Below are 22,785 nucleotides of genomic sequence, written 5' to 3'. Positions count from 1 at the left end.
AGCTATACTGAAAAAACATGGAATTATTGGAGTGTAAGAATTGAAAAATTCAACAAATGAAAAAAATGAAAGCACTGCCAGTCGAAAGATTTTAAATAATTATCGGCTTTATGCTTATGATTGTGACAACAATAAGTTTGTTGAGAAGAAAGGAGTTTATGCTTCAGCTTTTCCTGTTGTTATAAAATGTGATGGAACAGTATGGGATAAAGCAGCTTTATATTTGAATGCTTTAGCAATACAGCGCAAAAGTTCAAAGTTACTAAAAACTGTTGGAGATGATTTATTAGACTTTCTTAGATTCATGGAAACTCACAATATTGATATGTTGCATATACCTATAGAGAAGGAGTTAAGGGTTACATATCGTTATAGACAAGACTTATTGAATAGAGAAAAGTTAAGTCGAAATACTGCTGCTCAGAGAATAGCTCGAATAGTTGCATTCTATGAATATTGCTTTGACAATAATTTATTTACGAAAGAAGAGTTAAAAAATAGGTTGCCAAAAAAATTAAAAGATAGCCTTTTTGTAAAGCGTAAAGAAAAGAGATGGCGTAAAAATAGTCAGGGTTTTGGATTCCAGATAGAATATGAAGTATCTGATTTAAGTATTCCTAGAACACCTTCTGCTGAGCAATCAACTGATGCAATTAAAGATGGACGACAACTACATCCTCTCTCAGAGGAAGAACAAGAAGTTTTCCATAAATACCTGAAAAAACATACTAGTAGGTTATTTCAATTAATCTGCATTATTGCTCTTTGTACAGGAGCAAGGCTACAAGCTGTATGTACGTTAAGGGTTGAAGATATAAAAACAATGAAAGATGGTCGTACTGAGAAAGGTGCTTTCAAGGCTTTGAAAGTAGGTAATACTACGACAATAGATAATAAGCAAGATAAACCTTATAACATATTTTTTCCGATATGGTTGGTAGAAGAGCTTGCGGAATATATAAACTCAGAGGATTGGAAAGAACGAGCAGCTAAGAGCTATTATAAAAATAATAATAACTATGTTTTTTTAAGTAAACATGGTAATGCTTTATATACAAGCAGACTAGAAAATGAAGATAGAGAAAATAATAAATACCCAGTTGAACCTCATGATAGTGGCGTTGAAAGATCAGGTGAAGCTGTTAGAAAATATTTAAATGATATTCGGGTACTAATGAAAGAAAATAATGAACCTATCCGTAAATTTAGTTTCCATGATCTACGTGCAACATTTGGTTTAAACCTTTTACGCTATTTAGAAAGTAATAGTGAGTTACCTCTAGAAGAAATATTAGAAGAGATTAGAGAAAGAATGGGACATTCTAGTAGGATAATTACTGAAAGTTATATTAATTACCATGCACGTAATAAAGCTTATGAACGAGTAAGTGAGCAATATATGAAATCAATCTATAGGTATGATAATTAAATGCAAGTTAATAACCAGAATAAATTTGAAGAAAGACCAGTCAATTTTATAAGAATTGAGGATTTCAGTAATTTCTCTGAAAATGGTTATCCAATAGAATCACTTGTATTAATTGTTAAGAACGGCAATGATGATTTTTATTTTGATTATGGAGCTTTGTGTTTTAGTAAGCGAACAAAAACAAGTAAATTTACTCATTGTGCAAAAGTGGTTAAAGAGACTTATCATCCTGAAATGGCTAAAGCACTTAGAAATTATTTAAGTGATCAAATTATTTCTTTAACAGTTAAGGGTAGTTTTACCAAATTAAGCAAAATTCGCGTAACTGTAAATGATCTTTATGATATAAGTGAAAAAAATGGAATAGAATTAAAATTTGATGATATTAATAATTGTCACCAAATCTATGAAAAATATACTTCTATAATGCTTGATAAGGTAAGAGAAGGATTGAGTAATCCTGATTTTGTATCAACAGAAAAATATGCCTCACAACAACAAATCTGTTTTAAGTTTATTGCATCTAACTGTGAATTAAGTGGAAAATCATTTAAAAAGAATTATGTTGAAATCAAAAGTTTCTCTTCAGGTAATAAAGAGAAAAAAGTATATTCTGACGAAGAGTATAGTATTTTTTTAAGTCATTGTAAGAAACTTTACTATACTTTATCTGATTTTATATTAAATCAAGATAACCTTCCTATAATTGTTGATATCAATGATAATAAAAAACATATATATAAATATGTTTATATGATAAAAACACCAAGAGAAAACCAAAAAAAATATTTTATTGATTCAGTAAGTGGACGCTTTCTTAGTCGTCTTGAAACAGTGGAAAATGCCAAAAAAATAGACAATGTATCGGAATTGTCTGTGCGTTTTAAAACGTCTGAAGAGGATTTACCTTTTGATCTTAAAAAATCTTATAATCTCTATGAAAAATCGGTATTAAGAGCCAATGAACTTAATAGTAAAGAACGTTTGAAGATTATCAATTTAGCAGTAGCAAGTATGGCAACTCTATTGATAATGGATTCAGGTTGTAATCAATCTACCGTTTTCCAATTAAAAGCATCAGATGTAGAGAAGCTCAAAAATGACACTTCGAATCACAAGCTGATCGCTAGCAAAGCTCGTGCAGGTGGTAAAAAAGTTGAAATTCCGATAACTAAAAAAATGGTTAAAGCACTAAAAGATTATTTAATATTTAGAGAGAAAATATTAAATGAGTATGGTGAAGGATTAAAATTATTAATTAAGGACTCTCTATTCTTTGGTTTTACTCTTGATTTTTTTGTAACCACACGCGAAGTAATTAGTCCTCTATGCCTTAAGGATTTTCTCAACTTTAAGTTATGGTATTTCTCAATTATTGGGAAAGAAACTTGGATCAATCCTAAAGATGCTAGACGTAGTAATAGTAATATTGTTCAAAATTTAGAAGAAGGTTTAGACTTTGTTGCGGAACGATTAGGGCATACTGAGTCGGTAAATATTAAACACTATACTGAAGCTACTAGAGAACAAACACATATACAAATGACTAATTTCTTTAATGAAGTTTATAGTCAGATGATATTTAATAATCGAAATACTGATAAATTAATTCCTGTAATAACAGATTTGGATAGTAAAAATACAATAGCTGGACATTGTGTTAATGCTGAACCAGCTAGAGCAGAGGGTTTTAACGAAAATATTGAAGTACCTAATTGTTCAAATCCTGCATCATGTCTGTTTTGTAAAGATTATGTTGTGCTTACAGAAGAAACAGATATAAGAAAATTATTATCTTTAAGGAAAATCGCTGAGCTTCATCCCGATCCGAATGATGAAATGCAAATAGTAAAATTTCGTGTGGATGAAATTTTAAAATATATTAGTGATAAAAATAATCATATTATTCCTTTAATTTCATTTATTAATGATGAAGTGAATCAAGGTTATTTAGATGAAAATTGGGAAGTTATAATGGAATTATTTGCTGACTTAGGGGTGGATTTTTATGCTTAAAAAAAATTTTATTAACTTAAATAAAGTTAAGTTTAATGCCAGTTTTCCTGATGAATCTACGATTGTAACCTATACGGAAAATAATACTCCATTGAGTTTTTTTACTGATGATATATGGGATTTCAGCAAGTATATTTCATCATATACTCAAACAACAATTATTAATTTTAGTATTGAAGATAAGCTAAGTGATAAATCAAAATTCTATTTGAAGCTTTGTTTATATTTTTATATTTATCAAGGTGTAAATAATACCTCTGCATTGTCATTCAGAACAATTATTGGGAAATATAGAATGTTGCGAAGACTGGCACTACTATGTGAAGAATTTAATTCTGACTTTGCTAATATTGAAAATAATAGGTTTTGCTTAAATGCTATTATTGATTCTATTAGTTTTGATACTAAAGCTAATATTGGTAAAAATTTAAATATATTTGAATTAGTAAATAAAACTGGCTATTTCTATGAAATAGAAGGTTTTGGTTTTTCAAAAGAAAGCTTAAATATAGTTAGAACTATTGAAAGTAAAGCTATTGATTCAATAAAGCAAACCCCTTTGATTCCTACAAAAATACTTGCAGATTTTATGCAAAAAACAACGGATTTTTTTGATGAGTTTCAGCTAATTAAAAATCAGTTATTAGAATTTTTTAGTAATGAGAGATTTTATAGAAGAGCAGCAAGTGGTGGTATCAGTGTTCCTTTTAAACAGCTTAAAATTCCTGATGAGCTAAGAGCATATTTTAAAAAATATTCTCTTACGACTAGATCACATATTATTAGTCACTTCCTATATATCCAATCATTAGGAAGTGCTTATATTTCTTGTTTTAGTGGCATGAGAAAAAATGAGCTTTCTAGTCTTCCTTATAATTGTTTGGAAGTAATAGAAAACAATATAGATGAAAAGAAAATATATATCCTGAATGGATACACGAATAAACTTACTAAAATTGGAATAAAAAGCTGTAGTTGGGTAACTTCTAAACAAGTTCTACCTGTACTAGATACCTTACAAACTATCGCAAAAATTCATAAAATTGTGATTGATATAGGATATATAAAGGCAGAATGCAAGGATATTCCTTTAGAGAAATATCCTTTATTGCCTATATTTAATCAGCAAAACCATGAGGTAGGAGTACATCCCCTATATAAGTTCCCAACTTTGGCAACTGCTACGTTAAGTCAGAATATATATAAAATTATTGAACCAATTTTGTTTGAAGAGTCTGATTTAGAAGAATTAACTAATTTTAACTTACTTGTTGATTGGGAAAGTGAGTATGATCTTGTTGTTGGTGAATCATGGCAGCTTAATTATCATCAATTTAGAAGAAGTTTAGCTGTATATTGTAGCCGAAGTAGTATAGTGAAATTATCTACTCTTAAAAAACAATTGAAACATATTAGTTTTGATATGACTTTGTGGTACAGCAATAATTTTCACAATGCAAAGAAAATTAATATGGAGAAAGACTTTATTAATGAATATCAGACTGAACAAGAATTATTTAAGTTCAATTCATTCTGTGAAAAGGTAGTAGATAATTCTTCAACTTTATTTGGAGCAAAAGGTACAAATTATGAGCTTGTTCGAAATTCAAATGATATACCTGTGTTTTTTACAGACAGAAAGAAACTTCAAAAATATGTAAAAGAAAATCGTTTGTCCTACAAAAAAACTCCTTTAGGTGGCTGTGCTAAGATAGGTCAATGTAATAAGTTATCTTTTGCGTATGCTACTGCATGTGTGACTTGTAGTGAGGCGATCTTTGATGATGATTCAGTAATTGCATTGAATAAAGCAAAAGCTAACTATTTATCGCAATTGGCTAAATTTGAAGAAGACTCCATTTCATATAAACAATTTCTAATAGAGATCGAAGCAATTGATAATGTATTAGCAAAACGTTCAGTATTGGAGAATAGAAATGTCTAGGATGCTTGAGAACTATGAAGCTGCGTTGCAGAGATTGATATTAAATAAACCCACTCACCCAAAGTTGATCAATACTAAATATAAGATTAACAAGGCTACAGTGGCGCTAGAAGCAGGTCGTGATCCTAGTTCAATTAGAAATGATAATCCTGAGTTTGAAGCATTCAAAATTAAAATTAAGCAGGCTGAGATTGCAAGGAAAAGCCTTAATGATAATGGTGATAAACGTCCCCAAAAGCAATTAAAAGCAGTGGTTAAAGAAACTAAGGATGAAATAAGTGAATTAAAGGCTCGTTATGATGTTTTATTAATGCAAGTAAATTCATTGATAGTAGAAAACAAAAATTTAAAGGACATGCTGAAAGTCTATAGACAAGGTGGAAAAGTATTACCCTTTCAGCGAGAACAATGATAAATATTGAAAAGAGCCTATTATGTATATCACACCTAAAATCTGCCACTCTTAAAGAGTGGCGATTTCATCAAAAGATCCAATTTTTCTCATCGAGTCTCCACTAACTTCGAATGTATAAGAGTTATGAATAATTTGATCTAAAATTGCATCAGCAATCGTAGGGTCATTAAATTTCTCATACCAAATATCATAAGAGAATTGGCTTGTAATAAGTAAACTGCCTTGCATTGAAAAATTATCAATAAAATCTAATAAAATTCCTTCTACAGCTGATGGGCTTTGTTGCACAAAGCTATTCTTGAAGGCTTCTTCAGCAATATAAGATGAAGAAGCCTACATCTAAAATCTACCGTACAACAAATTGGTCATCCTACAATCGTGCTTTAATCAAGCGAGGGAATATTTCAATCTGGTTTGATCCGAAGACCCAATGGTATGCACAACCACAAGGCAAGCACGGAAGAAATCAAACTTATTCCGATACAGCGATTCAATGCTGTTTAATGATCAAATCTCTATTCCGTCTTTCTTTGCGTATGGTCACTGGCTTTGCTCAAAGCCTGATTAAACTCTGTGGCTGAGCAGCCCCGAATATCAGTGATATTCGTACTCCACCCTCTGTAGAAGACAAAAGCATATTGATATTCAAATTAGCTATGAGCAGAGTTGCAATGGACTGCATCTACTTGTCGATTCCACTGGCTTGAAGTTTCTAGGTGAGGGTGAATGGAAACGCAAGAAACATGGACCCGAATATCGTCGCCAATGGCGTAAATTACATATTGGTATAGATGCTAAAACCCTGCAAATACGCGCTATTCAGCTCACAACCAATAATGTTAGTGATTCACAGGTACTTGGTGATTTACTTGATCAGATTCCACAAGATGAGCAGATTGATTCTGTTTATACCGATGGAGCTTATGACACCAAGAAATGCTGTCAGGTCATTGCCGATCGGCAAGCGCATGCGGTGATTCCACCTAGAAAAAATGCGAAACCATGGAAAGATACAAAGAGCAGCTCGCTAGAGCGAAATGAGTTACTTCGAACAGTTAAACGTTTAGGTAGGGCACTATGGAAAAAATGGTCAGGCTATCATCAGCGAAGTTTGGTTGAAACTAAGATGCATTGCATCAAGTTATTAGGAGATAAACTCAGTGCAAGGAGTTTTGATAGCCAAGTGAATGAGATTCATGCACGCGTAGCCATATTAAATAAATTTACAGAATTAGGCAGACCTCACACCCGAGTTGTGCCTTAAATTTGAGTCACTTAGAGGTATTTTATTTTTTAAATCTTTGTGCAAGAAAGCCTGTCTAAAACCTTATGTTGCTTTAAATGGGTTAAATTATAGACTAGCAGAATAGATACATTAGTACAGAGCCTCGTGATTTGGAATGATATAAATATAACGCCAAACCCTGTCGCATCTCCTTTAATTCAAATAGCTTTTTTTGTTGATTTATCTCACAATACTCTCAAAGAAATTTGAGAGTCATCTACGTGATTACAGGCGAAATTAAAAGCAAAATTGACCAGATTTGGAACGCATTTTGGAGTGGCGGTATTTCCAATCCTTTAGAAGTCATGGAGCAAATGACTTATTTGCTATTTATTCGCCGACTCGATGAAATTCAGATTACGAAAGAAAAGAAAGCTAACCGCTTAAAAACTGCTGTAGAACATCCAATTTTTACGCCTGAGCAAGATCATCTTCGTTGGTCAAAGTTTATTACTTTAGGCGATGCTGCAACTTTATATAATACCGTTGCCAATGAAGTCTTTCCTTTCATTAAAAACTTAGGTGCAGAAGACGAAACCACCTACAGCCATCATATGAAGGATGCACGTTTTACCATTCCTACGCCTGCACTGTTAACCAAAGTGGTGGATTTGGTTGCCGATGTACCAATGGATGATAAAGACACCAAAGGCGATATTTACGAATACATGCTCGGTAAAATCGCTTCGGCAGGTCAAAACGGTCAGTTCCGTACCCCTCGCCATATCATTAAGATGATTGTGGAATTGATGCAGCCTAAGCCAACTGATACCATTTGTGACCCTGCGTGCGGTACAGCGGGCTTTCTCGTAGCGGCAAGTGAATATTTAAACGATCATTACAGTACTGAGATTTTTGCCAATCCTGAAGCGGCTAAGCGTTTTAGCTCCGACACTTTCTTTGGTTATGACTTTGACAGCACCATGCTTCGTATTGGTTCGATGAATATGATGCTGCATGGTGTTGAAAACCCACGAATTGAAAACCGTGATTCTTTGAGTGAAGCACATTCACATATTGCTGAAAAATACAGTTTGATTTTAGCCAATCCGCCATTTGCAGGCAGTTTGGACAATGAAAGCTGTGCCAAAAATCTACAAGCGATTGTAAAAACCAAAAAGACTGAATTACTGTTTTTAGCTTTGTTCTTACGTTTGTTAAAAACAGGTGGTCGTGCTGCGGTGATTGTGCCTGATGGCGTGTTATTTGGTTCATCGAAAGCGCATAAAGATTTGCGTCAAAAGATTGTGGAAGAGCAAAAGCTAGAGGCGATTATTTCCATGCCGTCAGGTGTATTTAAGCCTTATGCTGGGGTTTCAACTGCCATTATGATCTTTACCAAAACTATGTCGGGCGGTACGGATAAAGTTTGGTTTTATGATATGCAGGCGGATGGTTATTCGCTGGATGATAAGCGCAATGAACTCGATGCGTCTAAGCATGAAAATAACAACATTCCTGACATTATTGCTCGTTTTAAAAACCTTGAAGCGGAAAGCACACGTCAAGCCACAGAGCAAAGCTTTATGGTGGATAAAGCCGATATTGCTGCCAATGGATATGATTTGTCGATTAACCGTTATAAAGAAGTGGTGTACGAGCAAGTGGAATATGAAGCACCAAGTAAAATTTTGGCGGATTTAGAAGCGATTGAGCAGGATATTTTAAAAGGAATGGCTGCGCTTAAGGAGATGCTTAAGTGAGTTCAGATAAAAAACTTTTAAGTGATTTTGCGACCGTTATTTCTGGTTATGCTTTTAAAAGTGAATGGTTTGGAACTGGGAATGACAAAGTTATTAGAATTGGTGATCTACAAGAGGGTTCTATTCAAACAGAAGCAGCATTAACTGTTGATGCAAGTCAGTATAAGATTTCTGATAATTTTAAAATTCAAAATAAAGATATTTTAATGGCTTTATCAGGGGCTACTGTTGGAAAAATTGCAGTTGCTTCGGATGCTGATGTGGGTTCTTATATTAATCAGCGTGTAGCAATCATTAGAGCTAAAGATGAAATTACAGCCGATTATTTAAAGTTCTTTTTTAGTGGTGAATTTTTAGATGGTCTATTGAAAAATGCAGGTGGTGCAGCTCAACCTAATTTAAGCCCTAAGCAATTACTGCTTATGGAAATACCTTTCCCACGACTTGCAGAACAACGCCGAATTGCTACTATTTTGGATCAGGCGGATGAGTTACGCCAAAAACGTCAGCAAGCGATTGAAAAGTTAGATCAGCTTTTACAAGCCACGTTTATTGATATGTTTGGTGATCCTGAACAGAATCCTAAAAAGTGGAACAAAGTAATTTTAGGAGATATTTGTGATGCAAAAGATCGAGTTAACTACGGAGTAGTTCAGCCAGGGAATGACTTTGAAGGAGGAATTCCACTCATTAGGGTTGGTGATATAGATGGTGGAATATTGTCTTTTACTTCAATAAAAACAATAGATCCTGAAATTGAGAAAGACTACAGTCGATCTAGATTAAAAGGGAATGAAATTTTAGTTAGCTGTGTTGGCTCAATAGGTACTATTGCTAAAGTTCCAAATAAAGCCATTGGTTTCAATATTGCAAGAGCAATTACACGAGTTCCTTTACAAGATAAAAGAATTATTAATTTTGTTGCTGAGTGTCTAAAAACTGAAGCGATTCAAAATTACTTTAAAAAAAATACTCGTACTGTAAGTCAGCCTACTCTAAACGTCTCTTTTGTGAAAGAAACTGAAATTATTTTCCCAAATGAAGAGAAGATATTAGATTTTTGTAAAATAGTTGATAAAGTTGAGTTCCAGAAAGAATTACTGCAAAAGGCTCTTGTTATGCAAGAGAGTTTATTTCAATCATTACAAAACCAAGCATTTAACGGCAGTTTATAAAATTTAATTTAAAATTTGAGGGTATATACATGAGCAACTTCTCGTTTTTAGAACCTGAATTTAAAAGCTTGGCAGCCACCGCCAAAGAAGCCGAAAAGCTCGTGTATATTTCCCCACAATTTGCCCTTGCTGCGGCTCGTACTTCGCTTGAAAACCTTGTGCTATGGCTGTATCAATACGATAAAAAACTGACCCAACCCTATGATGCTTCACTGCATAACTTACTCAACGACCTCAAATTTAAAGACCTGATTCCGCCCTATATTTGGGACAAAATGGACAACATCCGCATGGTCGGCAACAGTGCCGTACATGGGAAAAAGTTCAAACATCTCACTACCGAAGAAACGGTAAAACACATCAGCCATTTATTCCTGATGTATGTGTGGTTTGAACGGAACTATGGTTCACCCTCAAAAGACCGTTCTCAGTCGATTTTATTTAACCCAAAACTAATACCAAATGCTGACAATACTCAGCAAATCACCGCCAACCAAGAACAACTGCAAAAAGAAACAGAAGCTAAAGAAAAACAGTTTGCGGAGCAACATAAAGCTTTACGGGAACGTGAACAAAAACTATTTGAACTGTCTGCAAGTTTAGAAGAGCGTGAAAAACTATTAGCCAACATAGATGCTGAACTTGCACAAAAACGTGCAGACGTTGAACAAGCCAAGATTGCCAACAGCAAAATCGAAGACCATACCGACTATAAAGAAGACGAAACTCGAAAACTTAAAATTGACCTCATGCTTGAAGAAGCAGGCTGGGAAATAGGTACATCGGTTCGAGAGGAAGTTGCTGTAACAGGTATGCCGAGTCCATCGGGTAAAGGTGCAGTGGATTATGTGCTGTATGATGCCAATGGCTTGCCTTTGGCTGTGGTTGAAGCTAAACGCACCTCGACCGATCCTGATATTGGACAACAACAAGCTAAACTCTATGCAGATTGCTTAGAACAACAAACAGGACAACGACCTGTTATTTTCTATACCAATGGCTATAAAACCCGAATCTGGAATGATGTGCAAGGTGGTCCACCACGCTTAGTTCACGGCTTTTATACGCAGGCAGAACTCAAACGTCTGATCGAAAGACGGAAGAACAACCCTGATTTAAGTAGCTTCCCGATCAATGCGGACATTGTCGAGCGTTACTATCAAACTCGTGCCATCAAAGCCATGCTAGCTGCTTTCCAACGTAAAGAACGTGCTGGCTTGCTAATTATGGCAACAGGTACAGGTAAAACCCGTACCGCCATTGCACTGGTCGATGTGCTAATGAAAGCAAATGTGGTACAAAAGGCGCTATTCCTTGCTGATCGTACATCTTTGGTCAATCAGGCGCACAATGCCTTTAAAGCCAATTTAAAAGATGCCTCATTTGTCAATTTACTGGATGATAAGAACCAAGTCGGTCGAGTGTATTTCTCTACCTATCAAACTATGATGGGTTTGATTGATGAAATGAATGCCGATGGCACACGTAAATTCGGTACAGGCATGTTTGACCTGATTATTGTCGATGAAGCACACCGCAGCGTCTATCAAAAGTTTGGTGAAATTTTTAAATACTTCGACAGCCTACTGGTGGGCTTAACCGCAACGCCACGAGATGAAGTTGACCGTGATACATACGCACTCTTTGGCTTAGAAAGCGGTGTCCCAACCGATTACTACGACCTCGATCAAGCTATTGCCGATGGCTATCTTGTGCCACCGAAAGCTTATTCTGTTCCGCTTAAATTTATGCGTGAAGGCGTGAAATATGACGAACTCTCAGAAGAGGAAAAACAACACTGGGACAGTCTAAATTGGGGCGATGAAGATGCACCTGAAGAAGTCTCAGCATCCAAGATTAATAAAGAGCTGTTTAATACAGGCACGATTGATTTAATGCTCAAGCACTTGATGGAAAATGGTATTAAGACCGAAGGTGGAGATCGTTTGGGTAAAACCATTATCTTTGCCGTCAATCAAAAACATGCCCAGTTTATTGCTGATCGCTTCAATGAAAATTATCCGCAATATGATGGCAAGTTTGCCCGTGTCATTACCCATGCCACTAAGTATCCACAAAGCTTAATTGATGACTTCAGCAAGAAAGACTTACCTGAACCGCAAATTGCGATTTCAGTGGATATGCTGGATACAGGGATTGATGTGCCTGAAGTGGTCAATCTGGTGTTCTTTAAAGCTGTACGCTCTAAAGTGAAATTTATGCAGATGATTGGGCGTGGTACACGCCTCTGCAAAGAATTGTTTAGCCCTGAAAAAGATAAAAAAGAATTCTTTATTTTCGACTATTGCTCTAACTTTGAATACTTCAATGAAAACCCTGATGGTGCACCTGTATCGACCACAGAGCCACTTGGACAACGTTTGTTTAAAGCACGTTTAAATATCCTGAGTCTGCTCAATGCGAAGGACGATGCCACCGAAGAGCTAAAAGCTGTACAGCAAGATCTACGTCAGAGTTTACAGACCGAAGTAAAGTCGATGAATAATGACAACTTCATTGTGAAATCTGAACTTGAGCATGTTGAACACTTCAAAAATGATGATGCTTGGAACAACTTAGATGACCTTGCCATTGGTACGTTACGAGAACACATTTCTAAATTACCAAACCAACTTGAGCCTGAAACCTTAGAAGCCAAACTGTTTGATATGCTTTGCTACAACCTTGAGTTGGCAGTATTGCAAAAGAACAATACAGCGATTCAGAGTTATGCCAATAAAGTGATTGAAATTGCTTCTAAACTGGAAAGCAAAGAAAATATTCCTGTTGTTGCAGAACAGATTGCGCTAATTCAAGACATTCAAACCGTGGAATATTGGAAAGGCATTACATTGCCAATGCTTGAGGCGATGCGTAAACGTATTCGCGCTTTGGTCAAACTCATAGAGAAATCAACCTCAACCATTGTCTACTCCATGCTTGATGATGAAATTGGAGAAATGCAAGCAGTCGATATACCAGTCGTTTCAAGTGGCGTAAACCTTGGCCAGTACCGCAAGCGTGTAGAGAGCTTTATTAAGGCGAATGAAGACCACATTACCATTGCCAAGCTCAAGCGTGGTTTAGCATTGACACCGACCGATCTAAGTGAGTTAGAACGCTTTGTTTTTGAAGCGCAAGAAGTTGAAAGCCGAGATAAATTTGAAGAATGTTTTGGAACAGAGAAATCCTTACCTCTCTTCATTCGTTCTCTGGTGGGATTAGAGCGTCAGGCGGTTCAGGAAGCTTTTTCTAAGTATTTGCAAGGCTCAACGTATAACGAGAAACAAATACGTTTTGTGGAAATGCTAATTGAGCATTTGACTCAAAACGGTGTACTGGATGCGGCACAACTTTATGAACCACCTTTCAATCAAATCCACTATGAAGGAATTGACGGTGTGTTTAGCGAAGCAGATGCTGACAACATATTTGGGGTTGTTGAAGCATTTAATGAAGCGGTGGCTTAGATTATTAAATAGGTAATAATATGACTAATAAATATTATAATTCATTAAAGCAGGTTTGGGTTTCTGCTGATAAAGATGACGGAATTGAGAACGAAACTTTTGAGTCTGATATTAAAGGGAAATTAAAATCAGCTCTTCAGATGCCTAATATTATGGTGTTGGCTGGAAGTGGAACATCATTAGGTGATGTTGTAAAAGGTCCCGGAATGTGGGATTTATGGGAAGCATGTACTACTGGTGACATGGATGCAATTGCCGACGAATGTTTCACTGAGAGTAAGTTTGATGTTGATATTAAGACGAATAAAAACATAGAGGTATGCCTATCTCATTGTGAAGCTTATTTACAAGTTGGAGACGAAAAAGGAAAAACTGAAATTTTTATAAATAAATGCAAAGAACTAATTCTCCATAAATGCCGTTTTATCATTGATAAAGATACGCAACTTATTGGTCATAAAGAATTTATTAGGAAATTGGCTAGAAGGAAATCAAAAGATCCTAGAGTTAAGCTTTTTACAACCAATTATGATACCTGCTTTGAAGATGCCGCTGGACTATTAGGTATTACTGTAATTGATGGTTTTTCATTCTCTATGCCTCGGATCTATGATGCAAGGTTTTTTGATATGGATATTGTTCGAAGAAACGCAACTTCATCTTCAACAAATATTCATTATCTAGAGGGTGTATACCAACTTTATAAACTTCACGGTTCGACAAACTGGAGTCGTGATAAAACTAGTCCTTATATCATTAAGCAAGCAGAAAATGTAACGGCTGAGGATAGCTGTATGATTTTTCCTGCTAAGGGGAAATATCAACAATCATATATACAGCCCCACTTAGAGTTAATTGCTCGCTTTTCTCAAAGTTTAAGAGAGCCGAATACATGTTTAATAATTGCTGGATTTGGATTCAATGATGATCATTTATCCGAGCCAATACTATCGGCAATACTCTCGAACCCACATTTAAAAGTTATTATTGTCTCTCCTACTATTGAAAGTGATTTCAAAAAGCCACCATCTGAAACGTCCAAGTATTGGCGAATATTTAAAAAAATTGCAGATGATAGAAAGAATGATGAGGTTTTCTTTCTAAATTGTGATTTTCAGCAATTTTCAAGTCTTATTCCTGATCTTACGGCTTTATCTCCTGCTGAAAATCTTCATGAAAATATGAAAAAATTATTTGGAGGTACACATGCATAGTGGTGTAATCAAACCTGAATTACTTTTTGGAAAAGTAAATGCTGTTACTGCCAATTCTGTAAATTTCGAGTATATAAATTTACAACATCAAGCAACCTACTACCATGGAAAACGTTATGGAAAGGGAGAAGTTGGTGAGTTCATATTGATTGAAAGTCAGGTGAACTTAATTCTCGGTCGTATCGTTGAAATAAAAAAAGATGATTTAGATAAATCTAATTTAGATATTGCGGGGCGAATCCAACTTCTTGGCACAATTCAAATGGACAGTTTGTATGTAACTGCTGGGGTTGAATATTATCCAAATATTAATGATCTCATCTATTCAGCACCTCATGAACTTATCGCTCAGCTTCCTAAAAGAATGAATAAAGGAACACCAAAGGTTGAACTAAATTTAGGTTTCATAGATTTAGATCAGGGCTGCGATATAAATGTAACACCTGAAAAACTATTTGGTCGCCACCTTGGAATCTTAGGTTCAACAGGTGGTGGTAAAAGTTATACGACAGCCAAAATATTGGAGGAATGTCTAAGATTTAACTCGAAAATAATTATTCTTGATCCAACTGGAGAATATAAAGATTTCATTGGCGATGATATTGAAAATGTGCATTTGAGTGATCCCATTAGCCCAGCTATTGGTTCTTGTGCTGTCAGTTTGCCAGCAGAATGCTTCCAAGAAACTGATTTTATAGCTCTATTCGAACCTTCAGGAAAAGTACAAGGCCCTAAATTTAGAGATGCTATTAGAAGCCTACGATTAGTTAATATATTGGAAAACAAGCAATTACATTTAGATAAAATTTCTGATGGTGTATTTATTAAAATTGGAACAACAGAAGAATCATGGAAAGTATGTATTCGTTCTATTGGCGGAATGAGCTTAATTGAGCATCCATCAACACCATTCAATGCTATGAGACTCAGCAAACAAATTCGAGAAGAATGTGTTTGGCCACCTACCTCTAAATCGGATTGGAAATGGAATGAAGATCAACAAAGCTTTAGTTACTGCCTTTCATTGGTATCAAGAATTCACGGAATAACAACATCTAAAACTTTTGAATTTGTCTTCAGGCCAAAAGCTGAGCTGCCCACACTCATGCAAAAAATTGATCATTTTAATAGGTCAGACAAGAAAATTTTAAGAATTGATTTAAGTGATGTCGGATTTGAGTTTAAAGCTCGAGAAATTGTTGCAAATGCTATTGGTCGTCATCTATTGAGTCAAGCGAGAGCAAGGAGTTTCTCAGATAAGCCGATTGTTGTTTTTTTAGATGAAGCCCATAACTTTATTGGTAAAGCTATTGGTAATGAAGACACCATCGCTAAATTGGATGCATTCGAGTTGATTGCTAAAGAGGGACGTAAATTTGGTCTAAATATTTGCTTGGCAACCCAGCGACCAAGGGATATAACTGAAGGCGTATTAAGCCAATTAGGCACATTAATTGTTCATAGGCTTACTAATGATCGAGATAGAGAAATTATTGAACGTGCTTGTGGTGAAATTGATAAAGCAGCTTCAGATTTTTTACCTAGTTTACAACCAGGGGAAGCTGTACTTATTGGAAACGATTTTCCGATTCCATTAACGATTAATATTCATCAACCGTCAATAATACCAAATTCAGCAGGTGCAGACTTTCAAAATAAATGGATATGATTAATCTTTTTAGAGTGTTCAATTAAAGTGAGAATCATTGTCCAAGTTGGTATGCAACTGTGTATATTCATCTAAGTAGGAATATGCACCTAAAATTAAGATTTAAGCGAGAATCTTAGGATCTCGCTTTTTATAAACTCAGTGGACCACATTTAATCGAAATTAGTGGACTACTCTTAATTGGAATTAGTGGACTACTATTAATGATATATACAAGCTATGAACAATTCGATCTAGGATTGCAGGAGTTATCCTAGGGTCATGCAATTTTTCATGTCATGAATCATAAGAGAATTGACTTGTGATAATTAAGCTTCTATGTATTGAAAAATATTAAGAAATACGTAAGTTTTTAATTAATAAAATTTATTGGGGTGGAAGAATGACACAAGGCTTAGATATTGAAAAAGAATTGGCTGAAATACTGAGTGAATCAATTTCTGCCCCATTTTTGTTTATTGGCTCAGGCTTTTCTAGACGTTATTTAGACCTTCCTGATTGGAGAGGCTTATTATCTAAATTTTCAACCGCTATGCCATTTGATAGTTATTTAGGAACAGCAGGTAATGACTATCCTGCTGCTGCTTTAGCATTAGCAGGTGATTTTTCTAATGAATGGTGGAAATTAAATAAAGATAAACCTGAAATTTACCAAAATAAGAATTGGGTTCATGCGATAGAGACTCCTCTTAAATATGAAATAAGTAGATATTTGGAAGATGTTGAAATTAAAGAAAAAATAGAAGGTAATCCTGAGTTACAAGAACTATTAAACCCAGATGTTGTCATAGATGGTATCATCACGACCAATTGGGATCGGTTGCTTGAAACGATATTTCCTAAATTGAATGTCTATGTTGGACAATCAGATTTGTTCTTCAGAAATCCTCAATCTATTGGTGAGATATTTAAGATTCACGGGTGTTGTAGCAACTTTTCAAGTTTAGTGCTGACAAAAAATGATTATCAAAACTTTAATAAAAAAAATGCATATTTAGCAGCGAAGCTATTATCAATATTTTTAGAGAATCCAGTTATATTTATTGGCTATTCTATAACAGATACTAATATTATGGATTTGCTAAGTCTCATTGCGGATATGATGGAATCTCAAGAGCAATTAGAACGACTGGCAAAGAATCTAATTTTTATAACAAGACCTGATGATGACAAAGATCAATTAGAATCTGTTTTAATGACTGTTGGTTCAAATAAACTTTATTTCACGCATATTAGAACGCACGACTATTCAAAAATTTATAAAGCACTTCAACACTCAGAAAGAAAAATACCTGTTCACTTATTACGGGCATTGAAAGAGCAAATTTATAATATAGTGAAGACAACAGAAGATGCTGATAGACGTATTGCTGTAAAAGACTTTGATGAAGCAACTGCTGAAAATTCAGAACTGGAATTCGTAGTTGGTGTTGGCGTTGCCCAGAATGAATCGGGAGAACGTATCGGGCTTAATGGTGTAAGTAGTTGGGATATTTTAAAAGATATTATCTTTGATGATTTACCTTTTAGTGACTCGGATATTTTACAATTAGTGCTTCCCGAACTATCTAAGAAGAACAGAACCTATCTACCTGTTCAGAAATATGCTAGATCAAATCCCTCTTATGCGACAAGTAGTGAAATTCAACCAACTTTAAAAGAATTATTAGGTTTCGATGTAGAGCATTATAGAAAGAAAATACCCCCATCTGTAGCAAGACAATTTGATAAAACTTGGACTTTTGAAGAAATTATAGGAATGGAAAAGGTTGGTGAATCTGAATGTTCTTTGAGTAAAAAAATTGATTTTCTAGCTTTATGGCTTATCAATAATCCAATTCATAAGAATTGTGATTTAATCAAACAAACTTACCTATCTACTGAGTTTGATCATTTGAAAGCTAAAGGAGATGCTTCTACTGTTAGAAGATTGATATGCATTTTAGATCAAATTGAGAATAAAGTTTTATAACCCACTAATTTAGAAGCTAGAAGCTTTAGCAGGCTTCTAGCAAATTAGTGATTGCTTGTTTCTCGCATTCTAAGAGATTTATTTCATTTCTTTTTTTACTTATTAACTTCCTGATAATCTCTGCAAGTAATGGAAATTTATCAAGATATAATTCATAGATATGAAGTTCATTACGAAGCTGATCTATAGTCAATAAGACTCTATCATATTCTAGTAATAACTTGCCTTTGATCTGATCTGACGCATTGTTGTCTCTGAAAGTTAAGAATTCTGTACGTGTGTAATTTGAAGTGTATTTATAGGTGCAAGTTGCTGTATCAACTAATATTAGACCTAACGAAGCTAGTTCTCTAACATTTTGATAGATTTTTGAATAATATTTTTTTGAACTAAATTCAGGATAGCAAGAGATAAATAGATTTCTTAAGTCTTTGAACTCATAGCCAGAGAATGTGCGATTTGATAAAAAATCAAACAAACAGCTTTTAAGCTGATGATTTATAGACATATAGATATACCGCATGAACAAATTAACAAGAAAATATCCTATTTTGGGATATTTTATTTAATAGTACAACATCTTGGGCTATGAGCTCAATACATGACCCTAGATACAAAAAATTGATCAAAAATTTAATTCAAATACGTGAGTTTAAAAATATAACTCAGGTAGAGTTAGCTACATCTCTAAAAAAGCCACAGTCCTACATTGCGAAAGTAGAAAATTTAGATAGAAGATTAGATATATTAGAATTACATGATTGGTTATCAGCATTAGATGCACCAATAATTGAATTTTTAGAAAACTGTTTTGAACCGTAATATATTAAAGCAGCAAGATTTTAACTAAAGTATAAGTGTACGTGGTGGTCTAAGATTACTGATATCCTGCTAGGACTTTATAATTATTTAAGTTCGAAAAATGGAGTTTTTAGGCTTAATATCTGGAAAAATGGGAAAAAATATGGAATTTTTAAAATATGGAATTTTTTATAAAATATTTTTTGTAAAACAGTAATTTAAATAAAAATTCCATTTTCTCTTGTAATGCTTGGTTGGCATTGAAGTATTTAAAGCCGGTTTGATCTAGACCTGTCAGAGAAACAGTTTCAAGTTCCAGACCATTTTTGTGCAGATCTTCAGATACCACTTGCTGTACTTTTTGTACGAAGTCGACCCGTTTTTCATGTAACTCTTCCATCGCCATTTCAGCAGCTACCGCGCGTAAAGAGTCGACAAATTTACCTTCAACCAGATTCTTTAATTCGTTTGGCGACATGGTCTTTTGACCAAGAGTTTGTGCTGCGGTTGCAATCGAATCGGCGGTAGGCTTAACGCGCACATAGAATTCAGCCATGACATCGACACGCATGCGATCACGGGTAATCAGCGCCTGATCATCGGCACGACGGACTTCCAGCCGTAGGGTATTCATATTGACGGGAATGATTTCATGTAGCACCGGTAGCACCAAAGCCCCACCACCTAGAATCACTTTTTCACCACCCCAACCGGTACGTACAAAGGAAATCTCTTTACTGGAACGACGGTATAAACGTGCAATGATTAATCCGAAGGTGACTAGGCCAACGAATATAATCCCCGCAATAATCAAAACATTATATAAATCAAAATTTAGCATTGTTATAAAGTCTCTTTGGGCAAGCTTAATTTTTATAGGAAATTGGTTTAATTAAAGTTCAATAGCCTGAAAGCCATTTTTAGTTTTTTGAGTCAAAACCACTGTCTGACCTTGATTAAATATTTCATTGCGTTCAGGTTCGACCAGCACATAATGGGTCTTACCATGCTGATCCTGAACTTTGGCCTGAGCAGGGGAGTTAGCTTTGGCATCTCCCAGAATAATCGTGGCGGTTCGTCCGATCAGTTCATCGCTATAGATCGCGATGGTTTCATCCTGAGGCAGAATTTTGGCAGCAAGCACGGACAGCCCACGTACAATCGGCATGCATAAAAATAAACAGGCAGGGGAAATAATCCATGCATTTAAAAGCTGACTGGTAAATCGTTCGAACAGGCCTTGGATCAATAAACCGCTCAGACCATAACTGGTCAGGAAAATAATGAGCCAGATAAAGAGAGGCAGGCGACCCAGATAAAGCCAGTCGAATACTTTATTGAACAGGCCGGTCTGCTGATCAATACCTACTTCCGGATGAAGCGGTTCTTCAGGCAGAAATTGTTCGAACATATTCTGGGAACCACCTCCCAGCATCAGCAAGACACATTCCAAGGCAGCAAACATCAGCATCAGGCTTAAACTGATACTAAATACAATGTTGGAAGGATGAATGAACAGTTCCCACATGAGTTTCTGTCTCTAATTATGGTTTTATAGAAATTTTATGACCCTGTTAAAGATAACAGTTATTAATAAAATTGTAAGCAAAAAACAACAAAAATCCCAATCGGGATAGCTTGATAAAATCCAAAATTTAACAATATGTGATGCGTTTTTCTTAGCTGCAAATAAATGTCGACTATTTTATAGGTGGGCGAATCTGAGGTTTTATCTCAAGAATAGAAAAGCAATTGATATACGTCTGCTTTTCTATTCCTATGTAGATGTATAAAAGCATTAAAGGATGGCGGTCTGGATACGGACTTTCATTTCTAGGGCTTGTTGCAGGATATAGTTCTTCATCCATTGCACCTGTTCGCCCATTGGATTGGTTTTTACTGCAGTCTCCAGAAATTTAAGTTCAGGCTGATTAAATAGTTGTTCATCGAGAGCCTGTTCCAATGCCTGAGTATTTGCAGACAAAGGAAGGGCCACCAAGAAAAAGGCTTTAGGATAGTTATAGAAAGCATAAAGCAGATTGAAAGCTTTTTGATCACTTCTCAGATTGCCGGCACCTATTTCGTAACCTGCCTGCTGGTTGCTATAAGTCATACCGAGCAGGTATTCCCATTGACCGTTCAGCTTACGCAGGCCAAACTGCAGGCCAATCTGATCCGCGGTCAATTCATGCTGGATATAAATGTTTAAAGGACTGCCATCTTCAGTATAGGGTTCCTGAAGAACCAAAATATGTTGCTGGTGCTGGTAAATAAAACCGGCAAGTTTTGCTTGTTCCAGACGGGATTTTAAAGTATCTAAATCAAATTCGTTATAAGGCATACATAGTTTATAAATTGGAAGAACTAATCCTACTCTAATTTTTTTTCACCACGATGTGAACTGTCCGTTTAGATGATTAATATATCATTTCATTGCTAAAAGTAATCTTCCAGAGTGCTTTGACTAAACAATCAATTGTCTTTATTTAGCTAAGCTATCAGATTCATAAAAACTGATAGTTGATATTAGTGAATTTTTATATGACGTTTTAATATATGAATATCACAAAACAAGCAATCGTTATGAAAAGTTAATCACTATAATGAATATAAATTTTATAAAGTGTAATAAGTACACGTGTAATACGCAGGTTGTCCATGTCATTAAATGAGGAAAGACTTACTCATCTTAAACAGCTTGAAGCTGAGAGTATTCACATCATTCGCGAAGTTGCTGCCGAGTTTGAAAATCCGGTTATGCTTTATTCAATCGGTAAAGATTCAGCAGTCATGCTGCATTTAGCACTGAAAGCGTTTTATCCTGCAAAACTTCCATTCCCGCTACTTCATGTAGATACCGGCTGGAAATTCAAAGACATGATCAAGTTCCGTGACAACATGGCCAAAGAACATGGCTTTGATCTGATCGTGCATCAGAACAAAGAAGGTCGTGATGCGGGCGTAAACCCATTCGACTATGGTAGCTCTAAATATACTGACATTATGAAAACCCAAGGCTTGAAACAGGCACTGGATAAATATCAGTTTGATGCTGCTTTCGGTGGTGCACGTCGTGACGAAGAAAAATCACGTGCCAAAGAACGTGTTTATTCATTCCGTGACTCTAAACACCGTTGGGACCCTAAAAACCAGCGTCCAGAACTTTGGAACCTTTACAATGGTAAAGTGAACAAAGGCGAAAGTATTCGTGTATTTCCATTGTCTAACTGGACTGAGCTAGACATCTGGCAATATATCTACCTAGAAAATATCAAACTTGTTCCATTGTACTTAGCTGCTGAACGTCCAGTCGTTGAGCGTAATGGTACACTGATCATGGTTGATGATGAGCGTATGCGCCTGAATCCAGGCGAAGTGCCACAAATGAAATCGGTTCGTTTCCGTACTTTAGGTTGTTACCCATTAACGGGTGCGGTTGAATCAACTGCAACAACTTTACCGGAAATTATCCAGGAAATGCTTTTAGCGACCACATCTGAACGTCAAGGCCGTATGATCGATCATGACGAAGCAGGTTCGATGGAAAAGAAAAAGCAGGAAGGTTACTTCTAAGAGAAATCTCCCCCGGCCCCTCTTTTTCAAAGAGGGGAGAAAAAAGTCTCCCTTAACAAAGGGAGATTTAGAGGGATTAAAAGAAACCGATTTCAACGTATTTGTGGAGCTATGAGCG

At 35.4% G+C, this 22,785-nt stretch carries 16 protein-coding genes and 2 pseudogenes; 13 read left to right on the top strand and 5 right to left on the bottom strand.

Annotated features, from left to right (window positions below):
* The first annotated feature begins 40 nt into the window (after positions 1-40).
* From FTV12_RS01240 to FTV12_RS01225, 4 genes are read left to right on the top strand one after another with little or no spacing between them, the layout of a single operon-like run.
* A complete protein-coding gene (locus FTV12_RS01240; protein ID WP_180033435.1) occupies positions 41-1,429 on the top strand; it encodes a site-specific integrase in 1,389 nt (462 codons plus the stop codon).
* Entirely contained in the window at positions 1,430-3,445 is a 2,016-nt protein-coding gene (locus FTV12_RS01235; RefSeq protein ID WP_180033434.1) for a hypothetical protein, read from the top strand.
* A complete protein-coding gene (locus FTV12_RS01230) occupies positions 3,438-5,390 on the top strand; it encodes a hypothetical protein (protein ID WP_180033433.1) in 1,953 nt (650 codons plus the stop codon). The genes FTV12_RS01235 and FTV12_RS01230 overlap by 8 nt, the downstream gene beginning before the upstream one ends.
* On the top strand, positions 5,383-5,802 hold the full coding sequence (locus FTV12_RS01225) for a hypothetical protein (protein WP_180033432.1): 420 nt from the start codon (positions 5,383-5,385) through the stop codon (positions 5,800-5,802). The genes FTV12_RS01230 and FTV12_RS01225 overlap by 8 nt, the downstream gene beginning before the upstream one ends.
* A 51-nt stretch (positions 5,803-5,853) precedes the next feature.
* On the opposite strand, the gene FTV12_RS01220 is transcribed toward FTV12_RS01225, so the two are convergent.
* Positions 5,854-6,093, bottom strand: coding sequence for an ATP-binding protein (locus tag FTV12_RS01220; RefSeq protein ID WP_373687217.1), 240 nt, complete (start codon positions 6,091-6,093; stop codon positions 5,854-5,856).
* A 35-nt stretch (positions 6,094-6,128) separates the two neighbouring features.
* On the opposite strand from FTV12_RS01220, the pseudogene FTV12_RS01215 reads away from it, so the two are divergent.
* The 7 genes and pseudogenes from FTV12_RS01215 to FTV12_RS01185 all read left to right on the top strand — a co-directional run bounded on the left by FTV12_RS01215 (position 6,129) and on the right by FTV12_RS01185 (position 18,293).
* A pseudogene (locus FTV12_RS01215) lies at positions 6,129-7,069 on the top strand (IS5 family transposase).
* A 242-nt stretch (positions 7,070-7,311) separates the two neighbouring features.
* On the top strand, positions 7,312-8,793 hold the full coding sequence (locus FTV12_RS01210) for a class I SAM-dependent DNA methyltransferase (RefSeq protein ID WP_180033431.1): 1,482 nt from the start codon (positions 7,312-7,314) through the stop codon (positions 8,791-8,793).
* A complete protein-coding gene (locus tag FTV12_RS16655) occupies positions 8,790-9,968 on the top strand; it encodes a restriction endonuclease subunit S (protein ID WP_180033430.1) in 1,179 nt (392 codons plus the stop codon). Before FTV12_RS01210 ends, FTV12_RS16655 begins: the two co-directional genes overlap by 4 nt.
* Positions 9,969-9,997: 29 nt before the next feature.
* Positions 9,998-13,438 (top strand): DEAD/DEAH box helicase family protein, encoded by a 3,441-nt coding sequence (locus FTV12_RS01200; protein ID WP_180033429.1) that lies wholly within the window; start codon positions 9,998-10,000, stop codon positions 13,436-13,438.
* Positions 13,439-13,458: 20 nt separating this feature from the next.
* Positions 13,459-14,652, top strand: a complete 1,194-nt coding sequence (locus FTV12_RS01195) for an SIR2 family protein (RefSeq protein WP_180033428.1) — start codon at positions 13,459-13,461, stop codon at positions 14,650-14,652.
* A complete protein-coding gene (locus FTV12_RS01190) occupies positions 14,645-16,321 on the top strand; it encodes an ATP-binding protein (protein WP_180033427.1) in 1,677 nt (558 codons plus the stop codon). The genes FTV12_RS01195 and FTV12_RS01190 overlap by 8 nt, the downstream gene beginning before the upstream one ends.
* Before the next feature lie 382 nt (positions 16,322-16,703).
* Positions 16,704-18,293 carry an SIR2 family protein gene (locus FTV12_RS01185; RefSeq protein WP_180033426.1) on the top strand — a complete coding sequence of 530 codons (1,590 nt, stop codon included), beginning with the start codon at positions 16,704-16,706 and terminating at the stop codon, positions 18,291-18,293.
* Positions 18,294-18,318: 25 nt separating this feature from the next.
* On the opposite strand, the gene FTV12_RS01180 is transcribed toward FTV12_RS01185, so the two are convergent.
* On the bottom strand, positions 18,319-18,801 hold the full coding sequence (locus FTV12_RS01180) for a hypothetical protein (RefSeq protein ID WP_257220863.1): 483 nt from the start codon (positions 18,799-18,801) through the stop codon (positions 18,319-18,321).
* 80 nt (positions 18,802-18,881) lie between these two features.
* Here FTV12_RS01180 and FTV12_RS01175 point away from each other — a divergent pair, with 80 nt between their 5' ends.
* Positions 18,882-19,115 carry a helix-turn-helix domain-containing protein gene (locus FTV12_RS01175; RefSeq protein ID WP_180033424.1) on the top strand — a complete coding sequence of 78 codons (234 nt, stop codon included), beginning with the start codon at positions 18,882-18,884 and terminating at the stop codon, positions 19,113-19,115.
* 226 nt (positions 19,116-19,341) lie between these two features.
* Here FTV12_RS01175 and FTV12_RS01170 read toward each other — a convergent pair.
* From FTV12_RS01170 to FTV12_RS01160, 3 genes and pseudogenes are all read right to left on the bottom strand, one after another.
* A pseudogene (locus FTV12_RS01170) lies at positions 19,342-19,935 on the bottom strand (flotillin family protein); the annotation flags it as partial.
* 51 nt (positions 19,936-19,986) lie between these two features.
* Positions 19,987-20,622 carry a YqiJ family protein gene (locus tag FTV12_RS01165; RefSeq protein WP_004782965.1) on the bottom strand — a complete coding sequence of 212 codons (636 nt, stop codon included), beginning with the start codon at positions 20,620-20,622 and terminating at the stop codon, positions 19,987-19,989.
* A gap of 270 nt (positions 20,623-20,892) precedes the next feature.
* Positions 20,893-21,435: a hypothetical protein gene (locus tag FTV12_RS01160; RefSeq protein ID WP_166136988.1), complete on the bottom strand. Its 543-nt coding sequence runs from the start codon at positions 21,433-21,435 to the stop codon at positions 20,893-20,895.
* Positions 21,436-21,752: 317 nt separating this feature from the next.
* Here FTV12_RS01160 and cysD point away from each other — a divergent pair, with 317 nt between their 5' ends.
* Positions 21,753-22,667 carry a sulfate adenylyltransferase subunit CysD gene (gene cysD, locus FTV12_RS01155; RefSeq protein WP_034170514.1) on the top strand — a complete coding sequence of 305 codons (915 nt, stop codon included), beginning with the start codon at positions 21,753-21,755 and terminating at the stop codon, positions 22,665-22,667.
* Positions 22,668-22,785 lie beyond the last annotated feature (118 nt).

This window comes from Acinetobacter sp. YH12233, assembly GCF_013417725.1.
GTDB lineage: Bacteria > Pseudomonadota > Gammaproteobacteria > Pseudomonadales > Moraxellaceae > Acinetobacter.
This window is presented reverse-complemented; position numbering and strand designations above follow the sequence as displayed.